The sequence below is a fragment of the Acinetobacter beijerinckii CIP 110307 genome, from assembly GCF_000369005.1.
Taxonomy (GTDB): Bacteria; Pseudomonadota; Gammaproteobacteria; order Pseudomonadales; family Moraxellaceae; genus Acinetobacter; species Acinetobacter beijerinckii.
Genome location: NZ_KB849765.1, coordinates 307,354 through 329,336, shown reverse-complemented (window position 1 = coordinate 329,336; position 21,983 = coordinate 307,354). Strand labels below are relative to the sequence as shown.

At 37.5% G+C, this 21,983-nt stretch carries 22 protein-coding genes; 9 read left to right on the top strand and 13 right to left on the bottom strand.

Annotated elements, in window-relative coordinates:
• Positions 1-43 precede the first annotated feature (43 nt).
• Positions 44-688: a ParA family protein gene (locus tag F933_RS07150; RefSeq protein ID WP_005059827.1), complete on the bottom strand. Its 645-nt coding sequence runs from the start codon at positions 686-688 to the stop codon at positions 44-46.
• A gap of 131 nt (positions 689-819) precedes the next feature.
• On the opposite strand from F933_RS07150, the gene F933_RS07145 reads away from it, so the two are divergent.
• Positions 820-1,293, top strand: a complete 474-nt coding sequence (locus F933_RS07145) for a Holliday junction resolvase-like protein (RefSeq protein WP_005059826.1) — start codon at positions 820-822, stop codon at positions 1,291-1,293.
• Here F933_RS07145 and F933_RS07140 read toward each other — a convergent pair.
• Positions 1,290-1,925, bottom strand: a complete 636-nt coding sequence (locus F933_RS07140; RefSeq protein WP_005059823.1) for a class I SAM-dependent methyltransferase — start codon at positions 1,923-1,925, stop codon at positions 1,290-1,292. The genes F933_RS07145 and F933_RS07140 overlap by 4 nt on opposite strands.
• Positions 1,926-2,093: 168 nt before the next feature.
• Here F933_RS07140 and F933_RS07135 point away from each other — a divergent pair, with 168 nt between their 5' ends.
• A complete protein-coding gene (locus F933_RS07135) occupies positions 2,094-2,657 on the top strand; it encodes a hypothetical protein (RefSeq protein ID WP_005052107.1) in 564 nt (187 codons plus the stop codon).
• A 70-nt stretch (positions 2,658-2,727) separates the two neighbouring features.
• On the opposite strand, the gene F933_RS07130 is transcribed toward F933_RS07135, so the two are convergent.
• A complete protein-coding gene (locus tag F933_RS07130; protein WP_005059820.1) occupies positions 2,728-3,303 on the bottom strand; it encodes a hypothetical protein in 576 nt (191 codons plus the stop codon).
• Positions 3,300-4,103 carry a class I SAM-dependent methyltransferase gene (locus tag F933_RS07125; protein WP_005059819.1) on the bottom strand — a complete coding sequence of 268 codons (804 nt, stop codon included), beginning with the start codon at positions 4,101-4,103 and terminating at the stop codon, positions 3,300-3,302. Before F933_RS07125 ends, F933_RS07130 begins: the two co-directional genes overlap by 4 nt.
• 120 nt (positions 4,104-4,223) lie before the next feature.
• Between F933_RS07125 and F933_RS07120 the strand changes: the two genes are divergently transcribed.
• On the top strand, positions 4,224-5,495 hold the full coding sequence (locus F933_RS07120; protein WP_034710586.1) for a hypothetical protein: 1,272 nt from the start codon (positions 4,224-4,226) through the stop codon (positions 5,493-5,495).
• 57 nt (positions 5,496-5,552) lie between these two features.
• Here F933_RS07120 and F933_RS07115 read toward each other — a convergent pair whose 3' ends face one another.
• Positions 5,553-6,149: a hypothetical protein gene (locus tag F933_RS07115; RefSeq protein WP_005059813.1), complete on the bottom strand. Its 597-nt coding sequence runs from the start codon at positions 6,147-6,149 to the stop codon at positions 5,553-5,555.
• Between the two features lie 575 nt (positions 6,150-6,724).
• Between F933_RS07115 and F933_RS07110 the strand changes: the two genes are divergently transcribed.
• Together F933_RS07110 and F933_RS07105 are read left to right on the top strand one after the other, a co-directional pair.
• Positions 6,725-7,036, top strand: a complete 312-nt coding sequence (locus F933_RS07110) for a hypothetical protein (RefSeq protein WP_005059811.1) — start codon at positions 6,725-6,727, stop codon at positions 7,034-7,036.
• Between the two features lie 72 nt (positions 7,037-7,108).
• Positions 7,109-8,464: a S8 family serine peptidase gene (locus F933_RS07105; protein ID WP_034710583.1), complete on the top strand. Its 1,356-nt coding sequence runs from the start codon at positions 7,109-7,111 to the stop codon at positions 8,462-8,464.
• Positions 8,465-8,553: 89 nt separating this feature from the next.
• On the opposite strand, the gene F933_RS07100 is transcribed toward F933_RS07105, so the two are convergent.
• The 7 genes from F933_RS07100 to F933_RS07070 form a co-directional block, all read right to left on the bottom strand.
• The gene (locus F933_RS07100; RefSeq protein WP_005059806.1) at positions 8,554-8,979 is read right to left on the bottom strand and encodes a hypothetical protein; all 426 of its coding nucleotides are present in this window, start codon (positions 8,977-8,979) and stop codon (positions 8,554-8,556) included.
• A gap of 217 nt (positions 8,980-9,196) precedes the next feature.
• Positions 9,197-9,619, bottom strand: coding sequence for a hypothetical protein (locus F933_RS07095; RefSeq protein ID WP_034710581.1), 423 nt, complete (start codon positions 9,617-9,619; stop codon positions 9,197-9,199).
• 154 nt (positions 9,620-9,773) lie between these two features.
• Positions 9,774-11,774 (bottom strand): AAA family ATPase, encoded by a 2,001-nt coding sequence (locus F933_RS07090; protein WP_005059801.1) that lies wholly within the window; start codon positions 11,772-11,774, stop codon positions 9,774-9,776.
• A 72-nt stretch (positions 11,775-11,846) separates the two neighbouring features.
• The gene (glyS, locus tag F933_RS07085; RefSeq protein WP_005059799.1) at positions 11,847-13,913 is read right to left on the bottom strand and encodes a glycine--tRNA ligase subunit beta; all 2,067 of its coding nucleotides are present in this window, start codon (positions 13,911-13,913) and stop codon (positions 11,847-11,849) included.
• Positions 13,914-13,958: 45 nt separating this feature from the next.
• On the bottom strand, positions 13,959-14,354 hold the full coding sequence (locus F933_RS07080; RefSeq protein WP_005059797.1) for a tautomerase family protein: 396 nt from the start codon (positions 14,352-14,354) through the stop codon (positions 13,959-13,961).
• A gap of 30 nt (positions 14,355-14,384) precedes the next feature.
• Positions 14,385-15,365 carry a glycine--tRNA ligase subunit alpha gene (gene glyQ / locus F933_RS07075; RefSeq protein WP_005059795.1) on the bottom strand — a complete coding sequence of 327 codons (981 nt, stop codon included), beginning with the start codon at positions 15,363-15,365 and terminating at the stop codon, positions 14,385-14,387.
• Positions 15,366-15,435: 70 nt separating this feature from the next.
• Positions 15,436-16,062, bottom strand: coding sequence for a hypothetical protein (locus F933_RS07070; protein WP_005059793.1), 627 nt, complete (start codon positions 16,060-16,062; stop codon positions 15,436-15,438).
• Between the two features lie 175 nt (positions 16,063-16,237).
• On the opposite strand from F933_RS07070, the gene F933_RS07065 reads away from it, so the two are divergent.
• From F933_RS07065 to F933_RS07055, 3 genes are all read left to right on the top strand, one after another.
• Positions 16,238-17,500, top strand: a complete 1,263-nt coding sequence (locus tag F933_RS07065) for a putative DNA modification/repair radical SAM protein (protein WP_005059791.1) — start codon at positions 16,238-16,240, stop codon at positions 17,498-17,500.
• A gap of 2 nt (positions 17,501-17,502) precedes the next feature.
• Entirely contained in the window at positions 17,503-18,297 is a 795-nt protein-coding gene (locus tag F933_RS07060) for a TIGR03915 family putative DNA repair protein (protein WP_005059789.1), read from the top strand.
• Between the two features lie 128 nt (positions 18,298-18,425).
• Positions 18,426-19,709, top strand: a complete 1,284-nt coding sequence (locus F933_RS07055; protein ID WP_005059785.1) for a YncE family protein — start codon at positions 18,426-18,428, stop codon at positions 19,707-19,709.
• Positions 19,710-19,811: 102 nt separating this feature from the next.
• Here F933_RS07055 and F933_RS07050 read toward each other — a convergent pair whose 3' ends face one another.
• Entirely contained in the window at positions 19,812-21,227 is a 1,416-nt protein-coding gene (locus F933_RS07050; protein ID WP_005059783.1) for an SLC13 family permease, read from the bottom strand.
• A gap of 235 nt (positions 21,228-21,462) precedes the next feature.
• Between F933_RS07050 and F933_RS07045 the strand changes: the two genes are divergently transcribed.
• Positions 21,463-21,879, top strand: a complete 417-nt coding sequence (locus tag F933_RS07045) for a lysozyme inhibitor LprI family protein (RefSeq protein ID WP_005059780.1) — start codon at positions 21,463-21,465, stop codon at positions 21,877-21,879.
• The last annotated feature ends 104 nt before the right edge of the window (positions 21,880-21,983 follow it).

Genomic DNA, 21,983 nt, shown 5'->3' with positions numbered 1-21,983 from the left:
ATTTCAATATTAATTATCAAAAGATTAGCACTGATCATACTGTTTAGAACCATTCGCTGGGATCGTCGACTAACTGATTTAATACAGGTTGCCATTGTGTTTGGATCGACACAAAATTTTTCTGAGTTTTATCAAAGACACTGAGCCCTTGCATGGCTAATGTGCCATATGCACTGCGTTCAGAAATCCATGCGACAGGTTCTTGTTCTATTTTGTTAAAAAAGTCCTGAATATCCTTAGAACTCGCACTATTGGATTTGACTCGGTTTGCAATCAACAAGATTTGTACTTTACCCTTACGAATACGTTTGATGTCTTGTAAGTGTTTTAAGAAACGACGTGTACTATCTATATCAAAAAATGAAGGTTGTAATGGCGTAACGATTGCATGCGCTTCACTGACCAGTTGTTCAGCATGTTCACCTGATAATGCACCTGGCGCGTCAATAATTAAATAATCGAGATTTTTAGGTGCTTCACCAATTGATTTTTCATGTCGCCAGTCAAGACTTTGGATATTGGTGACAGTGTCTGGACGTTGCTTGAGCCATTGTAATGATGATTTTTGGTTGTCTGCATCTGCAAGTGCAACTTTATAGCCTTTCTGTGATAAAGCTGCTGCGAGTGTAATTGCCGTCATGGTTTTACCACAACCGCCTTTCTGATTTGCAACTAATATTGTCTTCATGGAATTAGATTTTTTAAACGTGGATTTTATATTCAACTATACCTTAGCATCTTTTTTATAAGAGTGTGTTACACATGACAAAAGTTTAATGTTGCAGTTAAATAGCAGCGTTAACGAATAAGGAATGTTATATGTCAGTTTGGCTTGCCATGTTAATTGGTGGATGTATTGGTGTTGTGATCACCACGATTATTTTGTCGAGCAGTCGAAATGGTCGTATTCAAGCTGAATATGAAAAATATATTGCTGAATTAGAACTCGAACATAAACAAGCATTATTAGATGCACAAAAACGTAGTGTGAATACCAGTCGTGCAGTCTTAAAAGGAAAAATGGCTGAGCAATTTGCGCCGATCTTACCTGAATTTCAATATCTGCCTAGTGATGCCAAATTTCTTGGCGATCCTGTCGATTATGTCGTGTTTGATGGTTATACCGATTTTCGTGATGGGGATGGTCGTGCTGAAGATATAGAAGTCATTTTATTAGATATTAAAAGTGGAGGAGCGCGCTTAAGCAAAGGGCAACAGGCGATTGCTCAAGCGATACAGCAAGGTCGAGTCCGCTTTGAAACGCTAAAAATTGATTTTGACAGCTCACTTTAAGCTGTCATCTCGCGTTTTTGTACTCTTGCCAATAACATTTTTTGTGCAATAGCAGGAATACCTTCCGCATCAAAATAGTCTTTCACGATGAACTGAAAATTTGCCTGTAAAACATGACGTTCAATATCACGGTTTAAATGACAACCATCACCTATTCTTTTTTGAATTGGCGTCAATAACGTTTGTAATGATTGTATTTTAACTGAGTCTGGATGCTTAACATGCTCAAGTAGGTGAAAAGTGCCTGTTGGTTTTAACACCCGATGGATTTCAGCCAATGCTTGATCTAGTTGAGGAATACTACATAGCGTCCATGTCGAAACGATATGATCTAAAGATGCATCTGCAAAAGGCAGTTTCTCAGCGCTGGATTGCACATGTTTGATATAGAAAGGAGCATGTTGAACACGTTCCACAGCCAATTGATAAATATCTGGATTAGGCTCAAGTGCGTATAAGCTATCTACATTGCCATAAAAAGGCACATTTAAGCCTGTTCCAAAACCAATTTCGAGCACCTCACCTTCAATTGGTAGCAATAACTCTCGACGTCGATCCATCAAACTTGCTGTTTGCATGACTTGATTAAGTAAATGCGGAAAAATACGACGTTGATAAAATTGGTAAAGCATAGGCATCCATTCAATATTCAAAAGAAAGTATAAAAACTAATAGCACAAAAATATGACCAAACTGAGTTTGATTGTTACTAAAAAAAGCACTTTTTTTCATCGTCTCAGCATACTATGAAATGAAGCAGTTGCTCAAAATTTTACTGGTCGTTTGAGGATGATAAAACCATGAATAAACGTCTATGGATGAGTTTATGTATGGTGGTTGCAATCGGGCAGACCCATGCATCAACTTCGACAGTTGAATACAATATTGCCAATGGTTTATCCCCTGTTGTGAAGTATCAGTCTATCTCGGTATTAAAACCTTTTGATGGTAATTTTCGTATTTTAGGTTCAAAAGTCTATCATGATGATGAACAAGCAAAATTTTCACCTATTGATTATGCGGTGAGTCTAGGTCTATTTGCAGAACCAGATATCGCACGGACAATTTCAGTGCGTCAATATGATCGTTATTTAAATTGGAATATGAAAAAATTACCTGTTCCACCCGATCAAGCATTAAAGCTGGTGTCAAATATGCACATCATTCCTGCTAACCCTGAAATTGCAAAACAAATCAAACAGGTGAAACGCGGTGATTTGGTCAACTTAAAAGGAGAGTTGGTTGAAGTGCGCGATAAGGATTTGGTTTGGACATCTTCCCTCACTCCTGGTGGAGTCGGTGATGGAGCTTGTGAATTATTTCGAGTCAATTCAATTGAATGGATTGAAAAACAGAAGATTTAAATTTTATTGAGTAAATTTAAAATTCTTAATGATAAAAGGGTCTGAACAGACCCTTTTTTACAGCAAATATTTATTCAGTTTGCATTTTTGTTTCAGGTGTTTGGGCACTTTTCCAGTGATGCAATTGACTTTGTGCATGTAAATATTCATTAAGATGATTGACTTGTTTATTGGCATCTACCTGTTGATTGTTATTTGCCAAAGTTGCTTGGTCTAAATTTTTGGCTTGCTGTTCCCAGTAATCATATAATAACCCTTGAATATAACGACCTTGCTCAGTTTTCAGTTCAAGTTGTTTGAGCATGGTGAGAGCAGATTTAATATTATCTTTTTGGCGTTGTTGTTCAAATTCTGGTGTGAGCGTATTGGCTTGTTTCATCTTCGCCAATTCAATTTCCATACTGTCACTCATTTCGGTAAAACGAGTGTCATAGTCATCTAAAATCGCAATATCATGTCCATCATCAGGTGTGCTTGGAAACTGCTTAATTGGTGTTTGATTCAGTTGACCAATTGCATCCGTGCTCGAGTTGGTTTGGCTTTCATTCTTGGCTGCGGGTTCTTTATCTTTATTACATGCAGTCAGTAATAATGTTGAACTAAGGATACAACCAATCGCAAATGTTGTTTTAAATTTTACGTTCATAAATAAACTCGTTTTAATCCTTCAATGGGCATTTTCTGAAAATGATAAGCATAAGTGATATAAGGAAAACCTATCTGATCTTGCGCAGTTAAGCCTGTAAAATCAAATACTATTTGTTCAAATCGCGCTTTTAGCTTTTGCTGCTCTGCAACGCTCATCGCTGCAATAAAACTGGTCGATAGTAAACGCTTACTGACCACTTGCTCTACGGTACCTTGATGGATTTGTTGGAATGTATTCAAGCGCTCAAATTTAAATAAAGACTGATCCTCAAAAACTTTTTTCCATTGCTCACTATGATAACGCGGTGTATCACCTTCCAAAGGCGCTATTTCATCTGCAAGGGCCTTAACCCAATCGACTTGAATATCACGTTGATTCCAAATTAATCCCAGATGACCTGTTGGGCTGAGGACACGGTGGATTTCTTTTAATGCATCAAGATTTGCGAACCAATGAAAGGATTGAGCACATACAATGGCATCAATTGTGTCCGTGTTTAAAGGTAGCTGTTCACTCGATGCTTGAACTGACGTTATTGTGGGATAGTTTATTTGCAGTTGTTGTAACATTTCAATGACGGGGTCGACCGCGATCACTTTGGCTTGCGTCTGAATTAAAAAAGGTAAGAATTTGCCAGTCCCACAACCGAGGTCAACAACAGTTGAATTTTCTCCTATTTGGAGCTGATCTTGCAGCCAAATAGCTGTTTCTTGTGGGTAACTGGGGCGAACCTGTTGATAGAGTTTAGCCCCTAAGCTAAAGCCTTTTTTGGCAGTAGGATGTAGGGATTGTGTCATTTTTTGCGCTTTTTAATCTGTCTTATCTCTATAAAATAAGATACTCCGCAATTATGGTTTGGCAAAAGCATCATTTGGTGACTTTTTGATACAAGCTCAGGAACAATTTTTAGTGTGAGCATGGACAAGCAAATAATATTTGAAGATGAACATATCCGCGTTATTTTCTTAAAAGGTTCAAGTGACACTTTGGTGATTTCATTCGGTGATTTGATTAGCCGTGCCAAAGGCATGTCGATTAATGCTGAAAAATCGCTGATCAAATATCAGTACAATGTGATCGGCATTATGCCGAAGCAAAAGTCTTGGTTTCCAAAAAGTAGCATGTTGCAGATGCAGCAGCAGATTCAACCGATTTTGCAGCAATTTAAAGGCATTGTCGGCTATGGCGGCTCCATGGGCGGCTATGCTGCTATCAAGTATTCAAATTTATTGAATATGCAAAAAATTGTGGCTTTTGTTCCGCAATACTCGATTGATCCAAATGTGGTTGAAGATCGCCGTTACGCCGAATTTTTTGATGCCAATATTCATCAGGATATGCAGATTCAATCAGATGAAGTTGATTCATCACGTGAATATATCATCGTCTATGATCCATACTATGCGGAAGATAAAGAGCACTTTCTAAAGATCCAGCCTTTATTGCCTAAAATGCATGTGATTCATTTGCCTTTCACGGGGCATGAAGCATTGTCTGTTTTGGCAAGCTCAGAGCTTTTAAATGATTTTGTTGAAAAGCCTTTTGAAATTACTTATTTCAATAAACGTGTTCGTGAAGTTAAAAAACAGAGTAAATTTTATTATCGTCATGTACTAGATGCTTTACTGCCGAGGCATCATCAAGCTTTACTGAAAATATTGCAAAATAATGATTTTGAACTCGATGAGCGTTATTTTGATGCACATATGAAGCAAAAACTCGTTCAGCAATTATTCAAGTTAAAACAAGGTACTGAACAGAATTTGCGTAAGCTAGGTGCACATCCGCATTTTGTACAGCAGACCCATTCAGTTTCTCCTGCAATCAAAACAGGCAATGATACTTTTTTGGTGTTTAACTTAGTGAGTCTAAAGCTTGAGACTTATGATTTAGAAACAATCAATGCAAATTTCCATTATCTGTTGCCTTTAACGCCGAAATTAAATGCTGTGCTTGAGCTTGAACTCAACCATGAAATTTATGTGCTGACCATGAATGATCGTGGCATTCATAAATTAGTGAAGCAGGGTGAAGCATTGGCTTTAGATCAATCTCTATTGCTCTTTAAGCATTATGCTGAATATTGCAGTTTAAGTTATAAGCAATTGACGCTGAGTTGCGATGAATCAGGATTTACGCATTTTATCGAACATAGTCCAGATGAGCGTACTCATTTAAATGTAGGCTAAATAAAAAAGCCCTTTGAAATATCAAAGGGCTTTTTTATAAAACAGTTTGATGAACAGTTAGTTAGCGCCAATTTTTGCATTGGTATTTACATTCGCATTTACACCCAATACTTTCACTCCAACATTTGCACCAGCTTGAGCTTGCTTATTATTAGCATTTAAACCTGTTTGGGTTTGAACTGATGAGTTGCCAAGTTGTACACCCGCTTGGGTATTTACACCGATTGATTTCGGATCATTTTGACTTTGTTGATAACGTTTCTTTGCATCAGCTCTTTTTTCAGTAGCAAAAGCTTGGGCATCTCCAGCTTTGTCTACCGTATAGTTTTTGGTGTTTTTTAAGGTTTCACCTGTTTTATTAACCACATGTGAACCGACATTACCGACAGCAGTAACGGTTTTTTGAGTCACATTGACACCTGTATTTACAGCGCTGTGACCGACATCATGTGCGACATGACCAACACCGTGAGCTACGTTTCCGACGCCTTGAGCAGTGTTTTTAGCAAGTCCAGTGACGCCTTTAATCAAACCGCCAGATTGAACATTGACTTGTGCTGAGCCATTGGCATTTACCCCGACATTTTGTGCAAAAATTGAAGCAGATGCCAGAAGCGTTGTTGTCACGATAGCTGTTTTGATCATTTTTTTCATTGCGATTTCCTTTAAAGATGTGCCATGTTGGGGCACTTCATGAACGCAAATGCATCATATCGATGAAAAAGGGGAAAGCTATGGATTTCAGCAAAACGTTACATGTAGATTACAACTGAAAAACACATCAGATATAAATTGTGAAGATAAAGTACTTTAATAACTATGTGAAAAATATACCTTTATAAGTGATTTTTAATTTATAAAAATTCAAATTAAAATTGATGAAAGCAAATAAAATTAAAAACATAACTATTGAATAAATAAGCATTATTTAAATTGGCTTTTTTTAATAGAAAACTGGCATTTTTATTGCTTGGTATAAAAAATACTCTACATTATTTTGATTTATATGTTGTGTCAGGTGGATACAGAATTTTGTATTTCCAACATTTGATGAGATGAGTAAATCATTATGAATGAAAGATCATGATACTTTTTTAGATTTTCCATCTTCGAGGTTTTATTTTATTGATATGAAAATAAATGTGAATATTAAAGTAATAATTTTGATTTTTTAGCTCGTTTGAGTAAATAACTTTGTGATTGTTAGTAAAAAGCATCGGAGAAATTAAATGAAAATGATAGCGGCTTTTTTACTTGTATTGATTGGTTTGGGGGTATTGGTGATGTATTTCCAGCCCTCAGATCCCTTAACTTCTTCCGATGATCTGTATATTCATCAGATCAAAGATGACCATCTTGAAACCACATCGCAACACTTCAACCAAGAGGAGGCGCAAAAAAAACAAGTCACAACAGCAACATTGTTAAATCAAACTAGAAAAACAAAAGAGGAGGTTCCGTTTTATGACACCAAAAGTGATCCTTCGATACAACCGATAGATCCTGACAAAGATCCTGCAAATGAAATCAAAACACTTTAATAATCAAATGCTCTTTATCCGAGAGTTTTAGTGATTCAAAAGTTCTTTACCCAAGAACAATGGAGATTGAAATTGATAAATAAAACGTTATTTTTGCTAAGTTTATGTGCTTTATATACCACGTCAGCTTCTGCTGCTTCACTCAACGCAACTCAATTAAAACAACGACTGAGTTCAAGTGCGATAAGTAAAGTTGCGCAAGGAAAAATTGATGTTAATGCATTGGTCAGCAATGAGTCGAATGATTTACTGATCGAATATGATATGAACTCTGCCAGTATTCCCTTAGGTTTAGAAAAAAGATCATATATTGCAGATGGGAAAACCCGATTTAAAAATAAATTTTCACAAGAATCAGGTTTCCAAACTTTGCGTGAATTTAATGGCTTGCCATTGGGCTTATACCGAATTCAAAATCGAGAAACTTTAGCAAAAGTGCTCAATGATCCATCTGTAAAAGGCGTCTATCCGAATCGAAAAAATACTACCAACACAATGGAAAGTCTCCCTTTGATCAATCAACCTCAGACTGTAAGCAATGGTTTTACAGGTGAAGGATCAAGCGTTGTGGTGATTGATACAGGTGTGAATTATAAGCATAGTGATTTTGGATGTACTGCAATCAATACACCTGCTGCAAGCTGTCGCGTTGTCTATGCTTTCGATAGTGCGCCCGATGATGGCAATTTAGATGATAATGGTCATGGGAGTAATGTCTCAGGCATCGTGTCTAAAGTTGCCACGAAAACCAAAATTATTGGCATTGATACCTTCCGCCGTGTTCGCGTGAATGGTCAGTGGGGCAGTACTGCTTATGACAGTGATATTTTGGCGGGCTTAAATTGGACTGTAAATAATGCGCAAACATATAACATTAAATCAGTGAATTTAAGCTTGGGTGTACCAGGTGTGAAATATACTTCCGAATGTAGTAACAGTAGCTATAGTACTGCTTTTGCAAATGCACGTGCCGCGGGTGTCGTGCCTGTGGTTGCTTCAGGTAATGATGCATTTTCGGATGGGATTTCGTCACCTGCTTGTGTGGCAGGTGCTGTACGTGTAGGTGCTGTGTATGACAGTAATATCGGCAGTGCGTCTTGGGGTAATCCGTTAAAATGCTCTGATCCAACCACTGCTGCAGATAAAGTGACTTGCTTTAGTAATGGTGGTTCACTTGTGACTTTACTTGCACCTGGTGCAATGATTACAGCGGGTGGTTATACGCAAGGTGGAACTTCGCAAGCTGCACCACATGTTGCGGGGGCAATTGCTTTACTCCGTGCCAATGGCGTGAGTCCAACAGAAACCATTGATCAAACAGTTAATCGTTTAAGAGCAACGGGTAAATTAGTCACTGATACTCGCACTGGCTTAGTATTCCCACGTATAGATCTATTGGCTGCAACCAATGGGCTCACATCAAATTAAGATTAATTTTTTATAGTTTAAATTGATCCAAAAAATATTTGAAAAGCCATAACTCGTTGCAAATGAACACTGTTGCAACGAGTTTTTATTTAAGTTGATTCAATACATTTTGCTAAGTTTTTGTGCTTAAAATTACTTTGCAGTTTCTTAAAGTTGGCTTGTACTACAGTGTCTTGTGTATCAAATGCAGTTGATGTTTCAGCTTCAGCTTCAACTTCGGCATCTTTGTATTGTTGTGTACTTGAGTTTGCTGAGATCAGTCCATGTTGATTGAAAATCCAATGTTCTACAGCTTGTCCACCATCAAAATATCCAGTGAACTCAATTAAGCAATTATTGGATTGTTTAATCAGTTGAGCCTTATTGTTCTTGGTTGATGGTGTTGCTTCGATATTTTTAACTTGTTCTAAAACTTGAGGAGAAGATACACTTTTCGCTTGATAGGTAGAACATGCAGAAAAAGTAAAACTGCTAACAATTGATAATAAAGCAACTTTTAATGGTGTTAAGCTCATTTACGGATTCCAGTTCAATTAAATTCTTTTCAGTTTGTCGACTTAATTCGTGAAATTCAACCAAGGTTTTGAGACAACACTGTAAATTTAGGCTCGATTATTTATAAGTCATATCAAAGCTATTTTCGTCAAACCGTATAGTGTAGTGAGCAAGTTCATCTTGGTTTGATTCAATACTTCGCTATAAAAAAACCTCTACTTAGTAGAGGTCGTAAATTTAGTTTTTCGAGGGCTGACTGAGTTCAGCTCGTTCAATTGGGACATTACCTTCGTTGGTACCAACTACAGCATCTTTAGTATCTTGCCATTTTTTTGCAGTGTACTGTTTAGCTTTTTCAGTTTGGGCTTGAACAACCTCAGATTGCTCTTCGGTATATTTCTTGGTGTCTTGCCATTTCTCACCAATTTTTTGAGAGGTGTTTTCAGATGCACCTTGAATCGAGCCACCTAAGTTTTGTAGTCCTTTTCCTGTTTTATAGAGCAATACTCGACCAAGGCTAGGGTTGTCACCATAAGGAAGTGTTTTTTCAGCCGTTGCAGTGTTTGTATTCGCCGTAGTTGTATTTGTTTCGGCTGCCCAGAGAGAAGACGATGCGATCAGTGCAGTCGCTAAACACAGTGCAGGTACTTTTTTCATCATCTTTTATCCTTTTGGCAATATTGCTGCAATTCAAGTTTTATAGCTTATCGCCAAGTTCAAGAAAAGAATGTAGGTGATGTGAAATTGATACAGTTCTGTTAAGTCCTGTTAAATTATAGTTATGCAAAGGCTCCTGATATCAGGAGCCCTATTACTATTTTAGCTTTTTATTAATAGTGTCAATTAGATGTTTACAATTTACTTGCTCAGCAGTTGATAAATCTGCTGAGGAATGGTTTTTTGCCCAACTTAAAAAGGCTTTTGCCAACTGAGCTTTTGAGAAATCTTTCTTAGCTTTTTTGAAAATATCAATGATTGGTTTATCTGACGTTATTTCCTCGTCTAAAATATCTATTTGATATTGATCCTTAAAAATATTGACTAAAGTTTCTCGAATAATATCTTCAATCTCTGAATTTTTAATTTCTTCAGATAAAAACTCTTTGGTTCTAAGTATATTTTTAGCACCTAATGAGTAGATAACAGTATCTTGTTCTGCTGCTTTATCTCCAGCTACATCAGAGTCTAGAAGGGCTAAAGTTTTTAAGTCATTGTTGCTAAGCATAGAGGCATAGTAAGAAATTTTTGCAGAAGTTCCTACAGGTAATAAAGCAATGCTAGGATCAAGGTTCTTATCAAATAATGAATTAATCCCTTCTAGGTACCATAAATCTGTAAGACCTTCTAAAAGTACATTTTTCTTTGCAGTAAACATACTTTGAGCGAGGTTGTACCCTAATGCTTCTTGTAGTGGAAACAGTGCTGCTGGATCATTAGAAACGATCTTATTATTAACTAATGTACCTGTAGATCTATCGGTCAGTTCAACAATTCTTACTAAATCTAACTCATCTTGGGAAATCATAAAAGGGGAATGTGTTGTATAGATAGTTTGATTTTTTTCAGCTAACTTACTAATAGTTCTTATAAACTCTTTTTGCTTTAATGCATGTAAGCTCGTCGCTGGTTCATCTAATAAAAGAATACAATTTTTATAATCACTGTCAGCTTGAGATTCAAAAACAATAAAAAAAGAAACCATCCATTGAAAACCTTCAGAGCGTTGATCAAGTTCGATTTCTGCTCCTAACTGATCAATTACAGCAACTTTCAAATATTGTCCATCAGCTATAACACGAAGTTGTGAAGCTTCATCTTTTGAATTATTTGGATTCCAAATTTCTTTAATTGAATCTGTGAGTCTAATGCTAGAAGCATTGAGTTTATATTGACGCTCATCACGCTTAGCCCTAAAAGTATCGGTATCAGTACTATTATTTTCGATACCTAAGTTTGATAATTCTCTTGGGGTATAGCCAAGAAATTTTAATAAAGATAAATTACCATAATCGTAATATTTATCATCAATTGTTTTTTGATCTTGTCGATCTGCTAATTGTTGTAAGTGTATGAGAGGTTTAACCTTTATATAGTTATTAAAATAAATGAATTTTGGGAGTCTATTAGCTAAAAAATTTATTAGCTCATCATGGAATATATTTTTACTAGCTAAATTCCTTAGATCAACAATTCTTTGAATTTCTTTTTCATTATCTTCATCAATTTTAATTTCTGCTTTTTCAACTAATTGTATATATTTTTTTGAATTTTCAGCTGATAGTATTAAGAAGTCATGTTTATTTGTTTCTAAGAAGTTGTTTAGCTCTCCAATTATTTCTTGTGCTGAAGAGTTCGAGCTTAAAGCATCTATGAGTCTGAGAGTAGATTTTCTTATATCACCATATATAGTTTTTTTAAATTCTGTTACCTCATGGAAACAATGGCTATACCTTTGATCTCTAAGGTATAAACATTTTTCTAAATCAATTGAATTGTGATTAAAGTAAGGTAGTTTTTCAATTTCATCTATATCACTTTGCTCTAGGCTAAACCAACCTTTTACTAAGGGAGTTTTGTTGATTTCATCTGTTGATTTATTCTGTACATATTCAGAATACTTAGAGCGAGGAAAGTCTCTTAGAATATTAACTTTTTCAATATCACTGCCAGGATTTATATGGTTAATAGCTTTTAGAAGGGCTGTTTTTCCAGCCTCATTAATACCAACAAAGACGGTTTTGATTTGTTCTATATCAAACTCACCACTATCAATAATACTTCTATAATTTTGTACTTGTACTTTAACTAATCTCATTTACGAGCCCAATAAATAAACCCCACTAAATATATAGCGGGGTTTATTTTAAAGATCAAGTATTTTAAATACTTAACCCTGCAATACACTTACATCTGCAATCGCTGTGAATAAATCACGCAACTGAGCCAATAAACGTAAACGGTTTGCTTTCAACTCTGCATCATCAGCCATGACCATTACACCTTCAAAGAATGCATCAATCGGCGCGCGAAGAGCAGCAAGCTTAGATAATGCTTCTGTGTAGTTACGTGTAGCAAGTAAAGGCTGAACCACTGGCGTGAGTGCTTGAAGTTCTGCATAAAGCGCTTTTTCAGCAGCTTCGACTAGATTCGCTTCAACTACAGCACCTTCTGGTGTCGCTTCTTTAGCAAGAATATTGGCAACACGCTTATTTGCCGCAGCCAATGCAGCCGCTTCTGGCAAGGTGCGGAAATGATTGACCGCAGTCACACGCTTATCAAAATCAAGAGGAGATTTTGGAGCAAGTGCTTGAACGGCTTGAATCACATCAACCGCTACGCCTTGATCTTCATATTTAGCACGGTAACGACCTTCAAGGAACGCAACGGCATCAGCACGCGTCTTATCATGATCTTTAACCACGTCGCCATAACCTTGAAGCGCAAAGTTAACCAGTTCTTCAATCGTCACATCAAGTTCATTTTCAATGATCAAACGTAAGATACCGATTGCAGAACGACGTAATGCAAATGGGTCTTTAGAACCTGTAGGCGCTTGACCAATACCAAAAATACCAACAAGCGTATCTAAACGATCTGCAAGCGCAATCGTGGTACCTGTCTTGGTTTGTGGTAGTACGTCACCCGCAAACTTAGGTAAGTATTGCTCACCTAAAGCTTCAGCAACTTCATGATTCTCACCTTCAAGGCGAGCATAATATGTGCCTGCAATCCCTTGAAGTTCAGGGAATTCACCCACAAGTTCAGAAGTCAAATCACACTTAGCAAGTAGTGCTGCTTTTTCAACATCGGCTGCATTTGCACCTGTAATTGGTGACAAGGCAACGGCTAATTTAGCAATACGCTCTGATTTGTTCCAAAGCGTACCTAATTGTGCTTGGAATACCATATTCGCAAGTTTTTCTTTACGAGATGCAAGCGGTTGCTTTTGATCTTGTAAGAAGAAGAATTCTGCATCTGACAAACGAGGGCGTACAACTTTTTCATTTCCTTCAATAATTTGAATCGGATCTTTCGACTCAATATTTGAAATGGTAATGAAGTAAGGCTGTAATTTACCTTCAGCATTGATCAAACAGAAATACTTCTGGTTATCCTGCATGGTGGTAATCAACGCTTCTTGAGGAACTGCTAAATAACGCTCTTCAAAAGTCGCACGTAACGCAACAGGCCATTCAACCAAGCTAGTCACTTCATCAAGTAAGTTTGCTGGCACAATCGCAGTCGCATTGACTTCATCAGCTAACTTTTTCACTTGATCTTGAATGGTTGCTTGACGCTTTTCAAAATTCGCAACCACATATGCTTTTTCTAACGTTGCCAAGTAGTCATTTGCATGCGCCAAAGTCACAGCTTCAGGTGCATGGAAACGGTGACCATACGTCACATTAGCTGCTTTGTGATCTTGAATAGTTGCTTCAACCACCTGATCATCTTTCAGCAATACCACCCATTTTACTGGACGTACGAATTCAGTACGGCTTGCCGCTGAACGCATACGTTTTGCAATTGGCAAGTTATCCAATGCAGCTTGTAAAATTTGTGGCAGTAAAGCATCAAGGCTTTGACCTTTCACATCTTTCAAGAAGCAAACTTTTTCAACTTTACCCGCTTGAAAAGTCGAAAGTTGATCAACCGTAATACCTTGACCGCGCATAAAGCCTTCAAGTGCTTTAGTTGGTTTGCCTTCTGCATCATAAGCGGCTTGAACAGCAGGGCCATCAAAACGTTTTTGTGTGTCTGCTTGAGCCGCATCAATATCAATAATTTTGAGTGCCAAACGACGTGGCGCAGCATAAGCTTCTATAGCGGCAAAATTTAAGCCTGCATCTTTTAAGCCTTTTTCCGTTTCTGCTTTTAAAGCATCACGTAAAGTTTTTAAGCTTTTGGGTGGAAGTTCTTCACAGCCCAATTCAAATAGTACGGTATGTGTCATTTCAAATGTCTTCTAAAAATATTTATCTGTCATAAGCAAGATGATCTAAACATCTACCTTAAATCCCAATGCAACATCACACGCTGCTTGACCGCCACGGATACCCCAATTTTCTAAGGGAATATCTCGAATAATAATTGTCACGTATTTTGGTGGAATGCCGAGCACTTCAAGGTTATTTACAATTCCTTGATAAAGATTTCGCTTTGCATCCACAGAACGTCCAGCAAATGCATCAATACTAATTTGAGTATAAAACTCAGGTTGATCTTGATGTGGTGGACAAGCAAAACGATGCGGTAAATGAGCGAAAAAACGGATATGTTTGTCTTTTTCAGGAATTTGAAAATGTTGGACTAAAGCAGACTGAACAGCATCAATGATTGCTATTTCTTGTTCAGTTGAATATTCACGTCTTACTTCAATCACAACACTTGGCATTTTATTTTCCTAAATCAGATTTTTTCCCATTTATGCATTGGCTTTGTTTTGTGCTGCTTCTGCTTCAACTTGTGCTTTCAGTTGAGCCAATACTTCATCACGCAAATGTGGTTCTGCCATTGGGAAACCGAGCTTCGCTCGTGCAGCCACATAACTTTGTGCAATAGAGCGTGCCAATGTACGAACACGTAAAATATAACGTTGACGCTCAGTCACTGAAATCGCACCACGCGCATCCAACAAGTTAAAGCTATGCGATGCTTTAATCACTTGCTCATAAGCAGGGAGTGGTAACTCAGCTTCCATTAAGCGAGTTGCTTCGGCTTCATAGAAATCGAATAATTCAAACATTTTTTCAACGTTGGCATATTCAAAGTTATAAGTCGATTGCTCAACTTCATTTTGATGGAATACATCGCCGTATGTCACAGTACCGAATTGACCTTTAGTCCAAACAAGATCGTAAACTGAGTCTACACCTTGAAGATACATCGCAAGACGTTCTAAACCGTAAGTAATTTCGCCAGTCACAGGGTAGCACTCAACACCGCCGACTTGTTGGAAGTAAGTGAATTGAGTCACTTCCATACCATTGAGCCAAACTTCCCAACCTAAGCCCCAAGCACCAAGTGTTGGAGATTCCCAGTTATCTTCTACGAAACGAATATCGTGCGTTAGTGTGTCGATGCCGATCGCTTTTAATGAATCAAGATAAAGTTGTTGGATATTGTCTGGGTTTGGCTTAAGTACCACTTGAAACTGATAGTAGTGTTGTAAGCGGTTTGGGTTCTCACCATAACGACCATCTTTCGGACGACGTGAAGGTTGAACATACGCCGCATTCCAAGTTTCTGGACCTAATGCGCGTAAGAAAGTTGCAGTGTGGAATGTACCTGCACCCATTTCCATATCATATGGTTGTAATATGACGCAGCCTTGCTCCGCCCAATAGTTTTGTAGGGCAAGAATTAAGCCCTGAAATGTATCAATATGCGATATAGCACGACTCATGGTGCATCCACTGGAATCAAACAAAAATTGTGCTTAAGTATAAGGATTTTGATGGTGAGTGGCAAAGGCTTTACCTAAATTGTGATTTTAGAATTGCTTTTAATTTTAAGGATTCTTTTAGTGGATTATAGCTATTTGTAGTCGCAAAAAAATCTGAACCAACTAATATTGGTTTGTAAATCAATTTATAGTTTTTTTCTAAGATATCTGTCGTAAAGCATATTACATCTCCAAATTCACGCGGATAATCGTAATTCTTAATCAGTCTCGGCATTAGTGCAAAATCTAAAATGATCTCGCCACCGACATTCACCCACGCATGTAAATCTTGGTTGCCTTGAGTTATTCTATTTATGTATTCATCTTTTAATGATTCTTTAGTAACGTTGAATTCATCTTCAGGTGAATTATTAACATTGACGTTTCCAAATACCATGTCTACATTGTAGCCAAGAGCGTGTAAATACATAAATGCATGAGCATTCAAATCTAAGCACATATCTCCCCAATAAGGATACACGGCGAATCTTTGTTCAATGAAATCAAATAAATGACCATTTACAATTTTTAATAAATTTTCTAGCTCTTCTTTGTTTGTGTACTGGTCTTCTATAGGTGTTAGCACAAGATTTTTTAGTCCTAATTCTTGAGAAAATCCAATAGCACTTTTAATTTTTTCTAAGTAATTACAGCTCATCAATATAATTTAAGTAGTTTGGACTGAAAATGAGTATAAGGATTTTCGCCTGTCTCGAAAAGACTTTATCCAATCATTCAAACGTCACCTCATGACGCATAACATCTTTATCAATCTTAATTTTCAAATCATGAAATGTTAGCTTTGAAATGATGTTGTCACTGAGGTGTTTGCTATGTCTGATCGTATTCGTGAAAAATTACAAATTCTTGCGGATGCAGCTAAATATGATGTGTCCTGTTCCTCTAGTGGTAGTGATCGTAAAAATAAAGATAAGGGGCTAGGTGATGCCAGTCGTTCAGGCATTTGCCATAGCTATACAGAAGATGGTCGCTGCGTTTCATTACTGAAAATTCTGTTCAGTAATGTCTGTATTTTTGACTGTGCCTATTGCGTGTCACGCCGTTCCAATGATGTCAAACGGGCCGCGTTTACAGTGCAGGAAGTGGTTGATCTCACTATTAATTTCTATCGTCGTAATTATATAGAGGGATTGTTTCTTAGCTCAGGCATATTCAAATCTGCTGATCACACCATGGAGCGGATGCTGCAAGTGGTGAAAAAATTGCGTCTAGAAGAAAATTTTAATGGCTATATTCATCTCAAAACCATTCCTGGGGCATCGCCTGAGCTAATTCACGAAGCAGGGCTTTATGCAGATCGGATGAGCATCAATTTAGAAATGCCAACTGAGGTCGGATTAAAAGCGTTTGCCCCTGAAAAATCACATCAAGAAGTACAAAAGGATTTAGGTTTAGTACGAGATCGACTGATTCAACTTAAAGATGAACGTCAAATTATCAAGCATGTGCCGAAATATGTACCCGCAGGGCAGACCACACAAATGGTGGTGGGCGCACATCAGGAAACTGATCAAGATGTGCTGGTGATGGCAGATCGACATTACAAAGAATTTAAACTCAAACGTGTCTATTTCTCAGGTTATATACCAATCAACACCGAAAATAACTATTTACCAGCAGTCGGTTCAGCGCCTCCATTATTAAGGGAAAATCGGCTTTATCAAAGTGATTGGTTGATGCGGTTTTATGGTTTTGAAGTCAACGAAATCGTCAATGAAAAACACCCACATTTAGATTTAGATGTTGACCCAAAATTGAGCTGGGCATTGCGTCATCCTGAACAATTTCCAGTGGATTTAAATCGTGCGGATTATCAAATGATTTTGCGTGTGCCGGGGATTGGGGTGAAGTCTGCCAAGAAAATCGTACAAGCACGACGTTTTGGAAAAGTGCATATTGATTTGCTGAAACGATTAGGCGTGGCGTATTCACGTGCTAAGTTCTTTATTCGTTGTGAAGATAGTCCACGGTTTCAAAAAGAGCTTTCCACGCTTGATATTCGGCAACAGATATTAACGCAGGGTTCATCTAAGTACGTAAAACAACTGTCACCACAATTGAGTTTAGGATTCTAAATATGCTCAGTGATGCTGTGGTTTATTATTACTTTGATGGTTCAATGGTCGGTTTGCTCAACTGCGTATTTCGTGCTTTTCAATTTAAAGAATTCCACGTTCAACTGTGTTTAAACCAAGGCGCGCAGCATGGCTTATTTGCCACGGTGGTTGAGATTCCAAATCATGAGCAACATGCAGGTCGTGTCTGGTCAGCCTTACAGCAGAAATTGTCGCATTCATCTTTGAGACAATTTTATTTTGCCTATTTATCTGAGTCTTTGGATGCCTATCAGCATTTATTCAATTATTGTATCTATGTCTTTAGACATCAACATTCAGTCGAAAAAAATTACTCTCATCCCAGTGTTTTAGCGATTTCACAATGGACGAAAAAGGTCGGGCGCGAAAAGCATCGTATGGAAGCTTTTGTGCGGTTTAAGAAAACCACAGATGGTTTATTTTTAAGTTTAGTTCGACCAGATTTTAATGTATTACCTTTAATACAGCCGCATTTTAAGCGTCGTTATCAAGATCAACGTTGGCTGATTTATGACGAACAACGCAAATATGGTCTGTATTATGATTTGAAAGACATTCACGAGGTTTCTTTAGAAGCCAATCAGATTGACCGTAATATCGAAAATGGTGCCAGTCAAAATTTCCAATTAGAATTAGATGCACAAGAAGAATTATACGATCAGCTTTGGAAAGATTATTTCAATAGTATCAACATTAAAGAACGTCAGAATGTGAAATTACATGTGCAATATTTACCTAAACGCTATTGGCGTTATCTCAACGAAAAATATGTCTAACTAATTTACTGATTGCTTCTAAAAAATTGGCTCAACTTATGAAAGCTTAAAAAATGATTAATTATTTGTATATGTTATGTTATAACGTAACAACTAGGTAGATAATCAGTCCAATAGAGGCAAATAAGGTGAAAAGTCTAAAACAAAGTTATGTCTTAACGATTTTAATGAGTAGCGTGTTGCTATCAGCATGTGGAGGGGGAGATTCTTCAAACTCATCATCAGTTGTGTCGCCAAAACCGCAGCAACCCATTGAAGCTGATGCAGGGCGTTTGGCAATTGCCAATGCAGATACGATACGACCTTTACTCACCGTGTATGATTTAAAAGAGCAAAAGACGATCAATACTACTGCGTTGAATTATGTTCCTTCTGCCATGTATAGCAGCCCTCAATCACGATATGCGGTGATGCTGAGTCGAAATGAAGGCATCGTGCAATTTGCTGATGGTGGAATTTTTAATAAAAATGGCAGCTTGCAACGCAATGCACCTTATTTATTGGCGTATCAATTAAAAGGCGCAATCCCCGCGCATTATCGTAGTTTTAATGGTACGGCAGCATTGTTTTATGATGGAAGCGAAGCTGATAGTTCAAAATTTGACGTGTTTGATGATGCAACCATTGCACAGCAAAGTGTTGCAACTCAAAATTTACCTAAAAAGCATCATGGTGTGGCTGAACCGCGTGGCGAGTACGTGTTAAGTACGTATATGTCTAAAGCATCAGAAACATTAAGTGTTGTGAAAAGCTATCATGTGCACGGCGATCATTTTCACGAAGAGCAGACTTTAACCAACCTTTGTAATCGTTTACATGGGGCAGCATCAATTCAACAATATGCTGCTTTTGGTTGTGAGGATGGCGTATTGGTCGTTGAGCAAAACAAGGATTCTTTCGTAGATAAAAAAATTAAAATAACAGATCAAAATGATAATTTAATACGCATTAGCACGATTACAGGACATGAAAAGCTAGATAAATTTGCTGCTTTTGCTTCAGGTACACATGCTTTATTTGTAGTTGATCCAAAAAACTTAAATGCAATCAGCTTAGATTGGTCTTCAGCGGCTAAAGAACTCGATGGCATAACCCCAGTTAAACGCTTGCAACAAGTGGTCGATGCATCAGGTCAATATTTAGCGATTTTAGATAGTGTTGGTGTGATACATGTGATTGATAGCCAAAATTGGAAACGTCTTGGACAAATCAAAGTCATTCAAAATTTAGATACAACTGAGCTCGCAAAAAGCCGTTTAGTCGTAAATGCGAGTGCAGGTACGATTTTTATTAATGATACGCAAGCGAAAAGCATTGTTGAATTAGATTTGAAGAATTTGAAAATCAAGCAAACCATTCAACTCAGTGATGTGCCAAATACCTTTACGTGGTTGGGTGTAAAAGCGTCTTGATTGCAGATTGAAGCAGAAAAAAAGCAAACAGTTTAACTGACTGTTTGCTTTTTTATGAATGTTCGGTTTAGCACAATGATGATCAAGCTAAAGCAATAGCTGCTAAATGAAGAACAAATAGATAAAAACTGAAACCAGTGCCACACAGAGAATATTTAATATAAAGCCTACTCGCATCATTTCACTTTGTTGGATGTGTCCTGTTCCAAATACGATCGCATTTGGCGGCGTTGCAACAGGAAGCATAAATGCACACGAAGCACCGATCCCGATCACAACAACCAATATTTCTTTAGGTAAACCCATTTGATCTGCGATTGCAGCAAATACAGGAACTAAAAGTGCAGCTGAAGCTGTATTACTGGTAAATTCGGTTAAGAAAATAATAAATGCTGCAACTATTACAATCACTAGAAATGGAGACGCATCACCAAAGGCATTGGCTAGTGTTTGTCCAAGAACTAAGGAGGAGCCTGAATCTTTTAGAATCGCACTTAAAGTTAAGCCACCACCGAACAGCATCAAAACACCCCAATCGGTATTATCTGAGATATCTTTCCATGTCGCGATACCTAAAATAACCACCATACAGGCAGCAAGTACTGCAATCCATGTGTCTGGTTGACTAATTCCAAATTGCTCACTGATCGCCTTACCAAAAATCCAAGCAAAAGCAGTGACTAAGAATACAAGCATGGTCAGAATGCGATCACGATTCCAAGGGATGCTTTCAGTTTTAAATTCAACACGATGATTAAGTTTTGGACGTAGAACAATATATAGACTCACCAGCATTGCAGGAAAAATGATGAGCATCATCGGTAAACCGACTTTCATCCAGTCGGCAAAATCATAACCTAAAGCCTTCGCTGCAATCGCATTTGGGGGTGAGCCGACCAATGTGCCTAAACCACCAATGCTTGCTGAATAAGCAATACCGAGTAAGATGAAGACAAACGTCTTACGCTCCTTTGCTGCATCAAAATGTGAAAGTAAACCTAAAGCCAGTGGTAACATCATCGCTGCTGTGGCTGTATTGGAAATCCACATCGACAAAATTGCAGTGACTAAACAGATCGATAAAACTGCTATACCTAGATGACCTTTGGAGAGTGCGATAATCCACATTGCAATCTTTCGATCAAGCTTTTGTACATGTAGTGCTGTTGCCAGTGCAAATCCACCGAAGAAGAGGAAGATAATAGGGTCAGCAAAAGTACTCAGTGCTTTAGTGGTCGTAATAGGTTTGAGCTCATCATTTGTCCCGGCACTGGGCATACCTACCAACACGGCGATAATAGGAATCAAGAGTGCGGTGATGGTGATATGAATAGCTTCAGTCAGCCAAAGAATACCAATAAACACTAATAAGCTTAGTCCTTTATTGGCATTTTGATCGTAAGGTAAGATTTCATATAAACCGAAGGACAGCAAAGCTGCAATGACAATAATAATCCAACCCCGTAGTAAACCTTTTGGCATGGCATTGGTTGGGGTTTCAAGGTGAGGAACATTCATAAAATATCCTTATTATTTAAGTTGTTGTTGTCGTCTAATCATTGGGTGACCGCCTAACCATAAAAGTTTAATGAGGGCAAAGTAAATATTAAGTTCTACCATCTATGTAAGATATTATTTAATAGGAGTGATGTCTTGCCATAAAATATGACATATACGTAAAGCTAAGGTCTGAAAATTAAGCTTTGTATTAACTGCTCGTTATTATTGGTGACTTAAAATGAAGAACATAAAAATGGTAAAAAACAATTTTAAAGTTATATGGTTGCTCACTGCTTTCCTAAGTATGAATAGTTTTGCTGCGTCGCAGCAGCAAGCGATTGATCCCTATAGTCAATGTGTTGATGAAACCATTCAAGAGCTAAAGTTGGGTAATATCAACAATGCGGTGGTAGAAATTTGTAGTACAAGGACTAAGACATTATATACCAAGCAGATTGTCAAATTATTAGATCAAATCAAAGCTCAAAGCAAACAATATAAACAGCCAGAACGTTATAGCGATATTATGAAATCACAACAACTTTGGAAGAATTTTGTAGATCAGGAATGCCGTAATGCAGGAGCTTATATTGGCTCACCGATGTATGAGTTTTGTCCTATGCAAAAATATGCAGAACGCTTAGAGCAACTTCAAGAATATCTAAATTGATTTAAATATGCTCAATAGCTTTACTCATAACCTAAAACTATAATTTAAATACATCTTTAAATTAAGATGCGCGTATACTGCGCGATGAATGAGAAACAATACAA

What these genes read in the sequence shown, in the direction of transcription:
- F933_RS07150 (WP_005059827.1), bottom strand. Translation starts at nt 688, where the DNA reads ATGAAGACAATATTAGTTGCAAATCAGAAAGGCGGTTGTGGTAAAACC.
- F933_RS07145 (WP_005059826.1), top strand. Translation starts at nt 820, where the DNA reads ATGTCAGTTTGGCTTGCCATGTTAATTGGTGGATGTATTGGTGTTGTG.
- F933_RS07140 (WP_005059823.1), bottom strand. Translation starts at nt 1,925, where the DNA reads ATGCTTTACCAATTTTATCAACGTCGTATTTTTCCGCATTTACTTAAT.
- F933_RS07135 (WP_005052107.1), top strand. Translation starts at nt 2,094, where the DNA reads ATGAATAAACGTCTATGGATGAGTTTATGTATGGTGGTTGCAATCGGG.
- F933_RS07130 (WP_005059820.1), bottom strand. Translation starts at nt 3,303, where the DNA reads ATGAACGTAAAATTTAAAACAACATTTGCGATTGGTTGTATCCTTAGT.
- F933_RS07125 (WP_005059819.1), bottom strand. Translation starts at nt 4,103, where the DNA reads ATGACACAATCCCTACATCCTACTGCCAAAAAAGGCTTTAGCTTAGGG.
- F933_RS07120 (WP_034710586.1), top strand. Translation starts at nt 4,224, where the DNA reads ATGGACAAGCAAATAATATTTGAAGATGAACATATCCGCGTTATTTTC.
- F933_RS07115 (WP_005059813.1), bottom strand. Translation starts at nt 6,149, where the DNA reads ATGAAAAAAATGATCAAAACAGCTATCGTGACAACAACGCTTCTGGCA.
- F933_RS07110 (WP_005059811.1), top strand. Translation starts at nt 6,725, where the DNA reads ATGAAAATGATAGCGGCTTTTTTACTTGTATTGATTGGTTTGGGGGTA.
- F933_RS07100 (WP_005059806.1), bottom strand. Translation starts at nt 8,979, where the DNA reads ATGAGCTTAACACCATTAAAAGTTGCTTTATTATCAATTGTTAGCAGT.
- F933_RS07095 (WP_034710581.1), bottom strand. Translation starts at nt 9,619, where the DNA reads ATGATGAAAAAAGTACCTGCACTGTGTTTAGCGACTGCACTGATCGCA.
- F933_RS07090 (WP_005059801.1), bottom strand. Translation starts at nt 11,774, where the DNA reads ATGAGATTAGTTAAAGTACAAGTACAAAATTATAGAAGTATTATTGAT.
- glyS (WP_005059799.1), bottom strand. Translation starts at nt 13,913, where the DNA reads ATGACACATACCGTACTATTTGAATTGGGCTGTGAAGAACTTCCACCC.
- F933_RS07080 (WP_005059797.1), bottom strand. Translation starts at nt 14,354, where the DNA reads ATGCCAAGTGTTGTGATTGAAGTAAGACGTGAATATTCAACTGAACAA.
- glyQ (WP_005059795.1), bottom strand. Translation starts at nt 15,365, where the DNA reads ATGAGTCGTGCTATATCGCATATTGATACATTTCAGGGCTTAATTCTT.
- F933_RS07070 (WP_005059793.1), bottom strand. Translation starts at nt 16,062, where the DNA reads ATGAGCTGTAATTACTTAGAAAAAATTAAAAGTGCTATTGGATTTTCT.
- F933_RS07065 (WP_005059791.1), top strand. Translation starts at nt 16,238, where the DNA reads ATGTCTGATCGTATTCGTGAAAAATTACAAATTCTTGCGGATGCAGCT.
- F933_RS07060 (WP_005059789.1), top strand. Translation starts at nt 17,503, where the DNA reads ATGCTCAGTGATGCTGTGGTTTATTATTACTTTGATGGTTCAATGGTC.
- F933_RS07050 (WP_005059783.1), bottom strand. Translation starts at nt 21,227, where the DNA reads ATGAATGTTCCTCACCTTGAAACCCCAACCAATGCCATGCCAAAAGGT.
- F933_RS07045 (WP_005059780.1), top strand. Translation starts at nt 21,463, where the DNA reads ATGGTAAAAAACAATTTTAAAGTTATATGGTTGCTCACTGCTTTCCTA.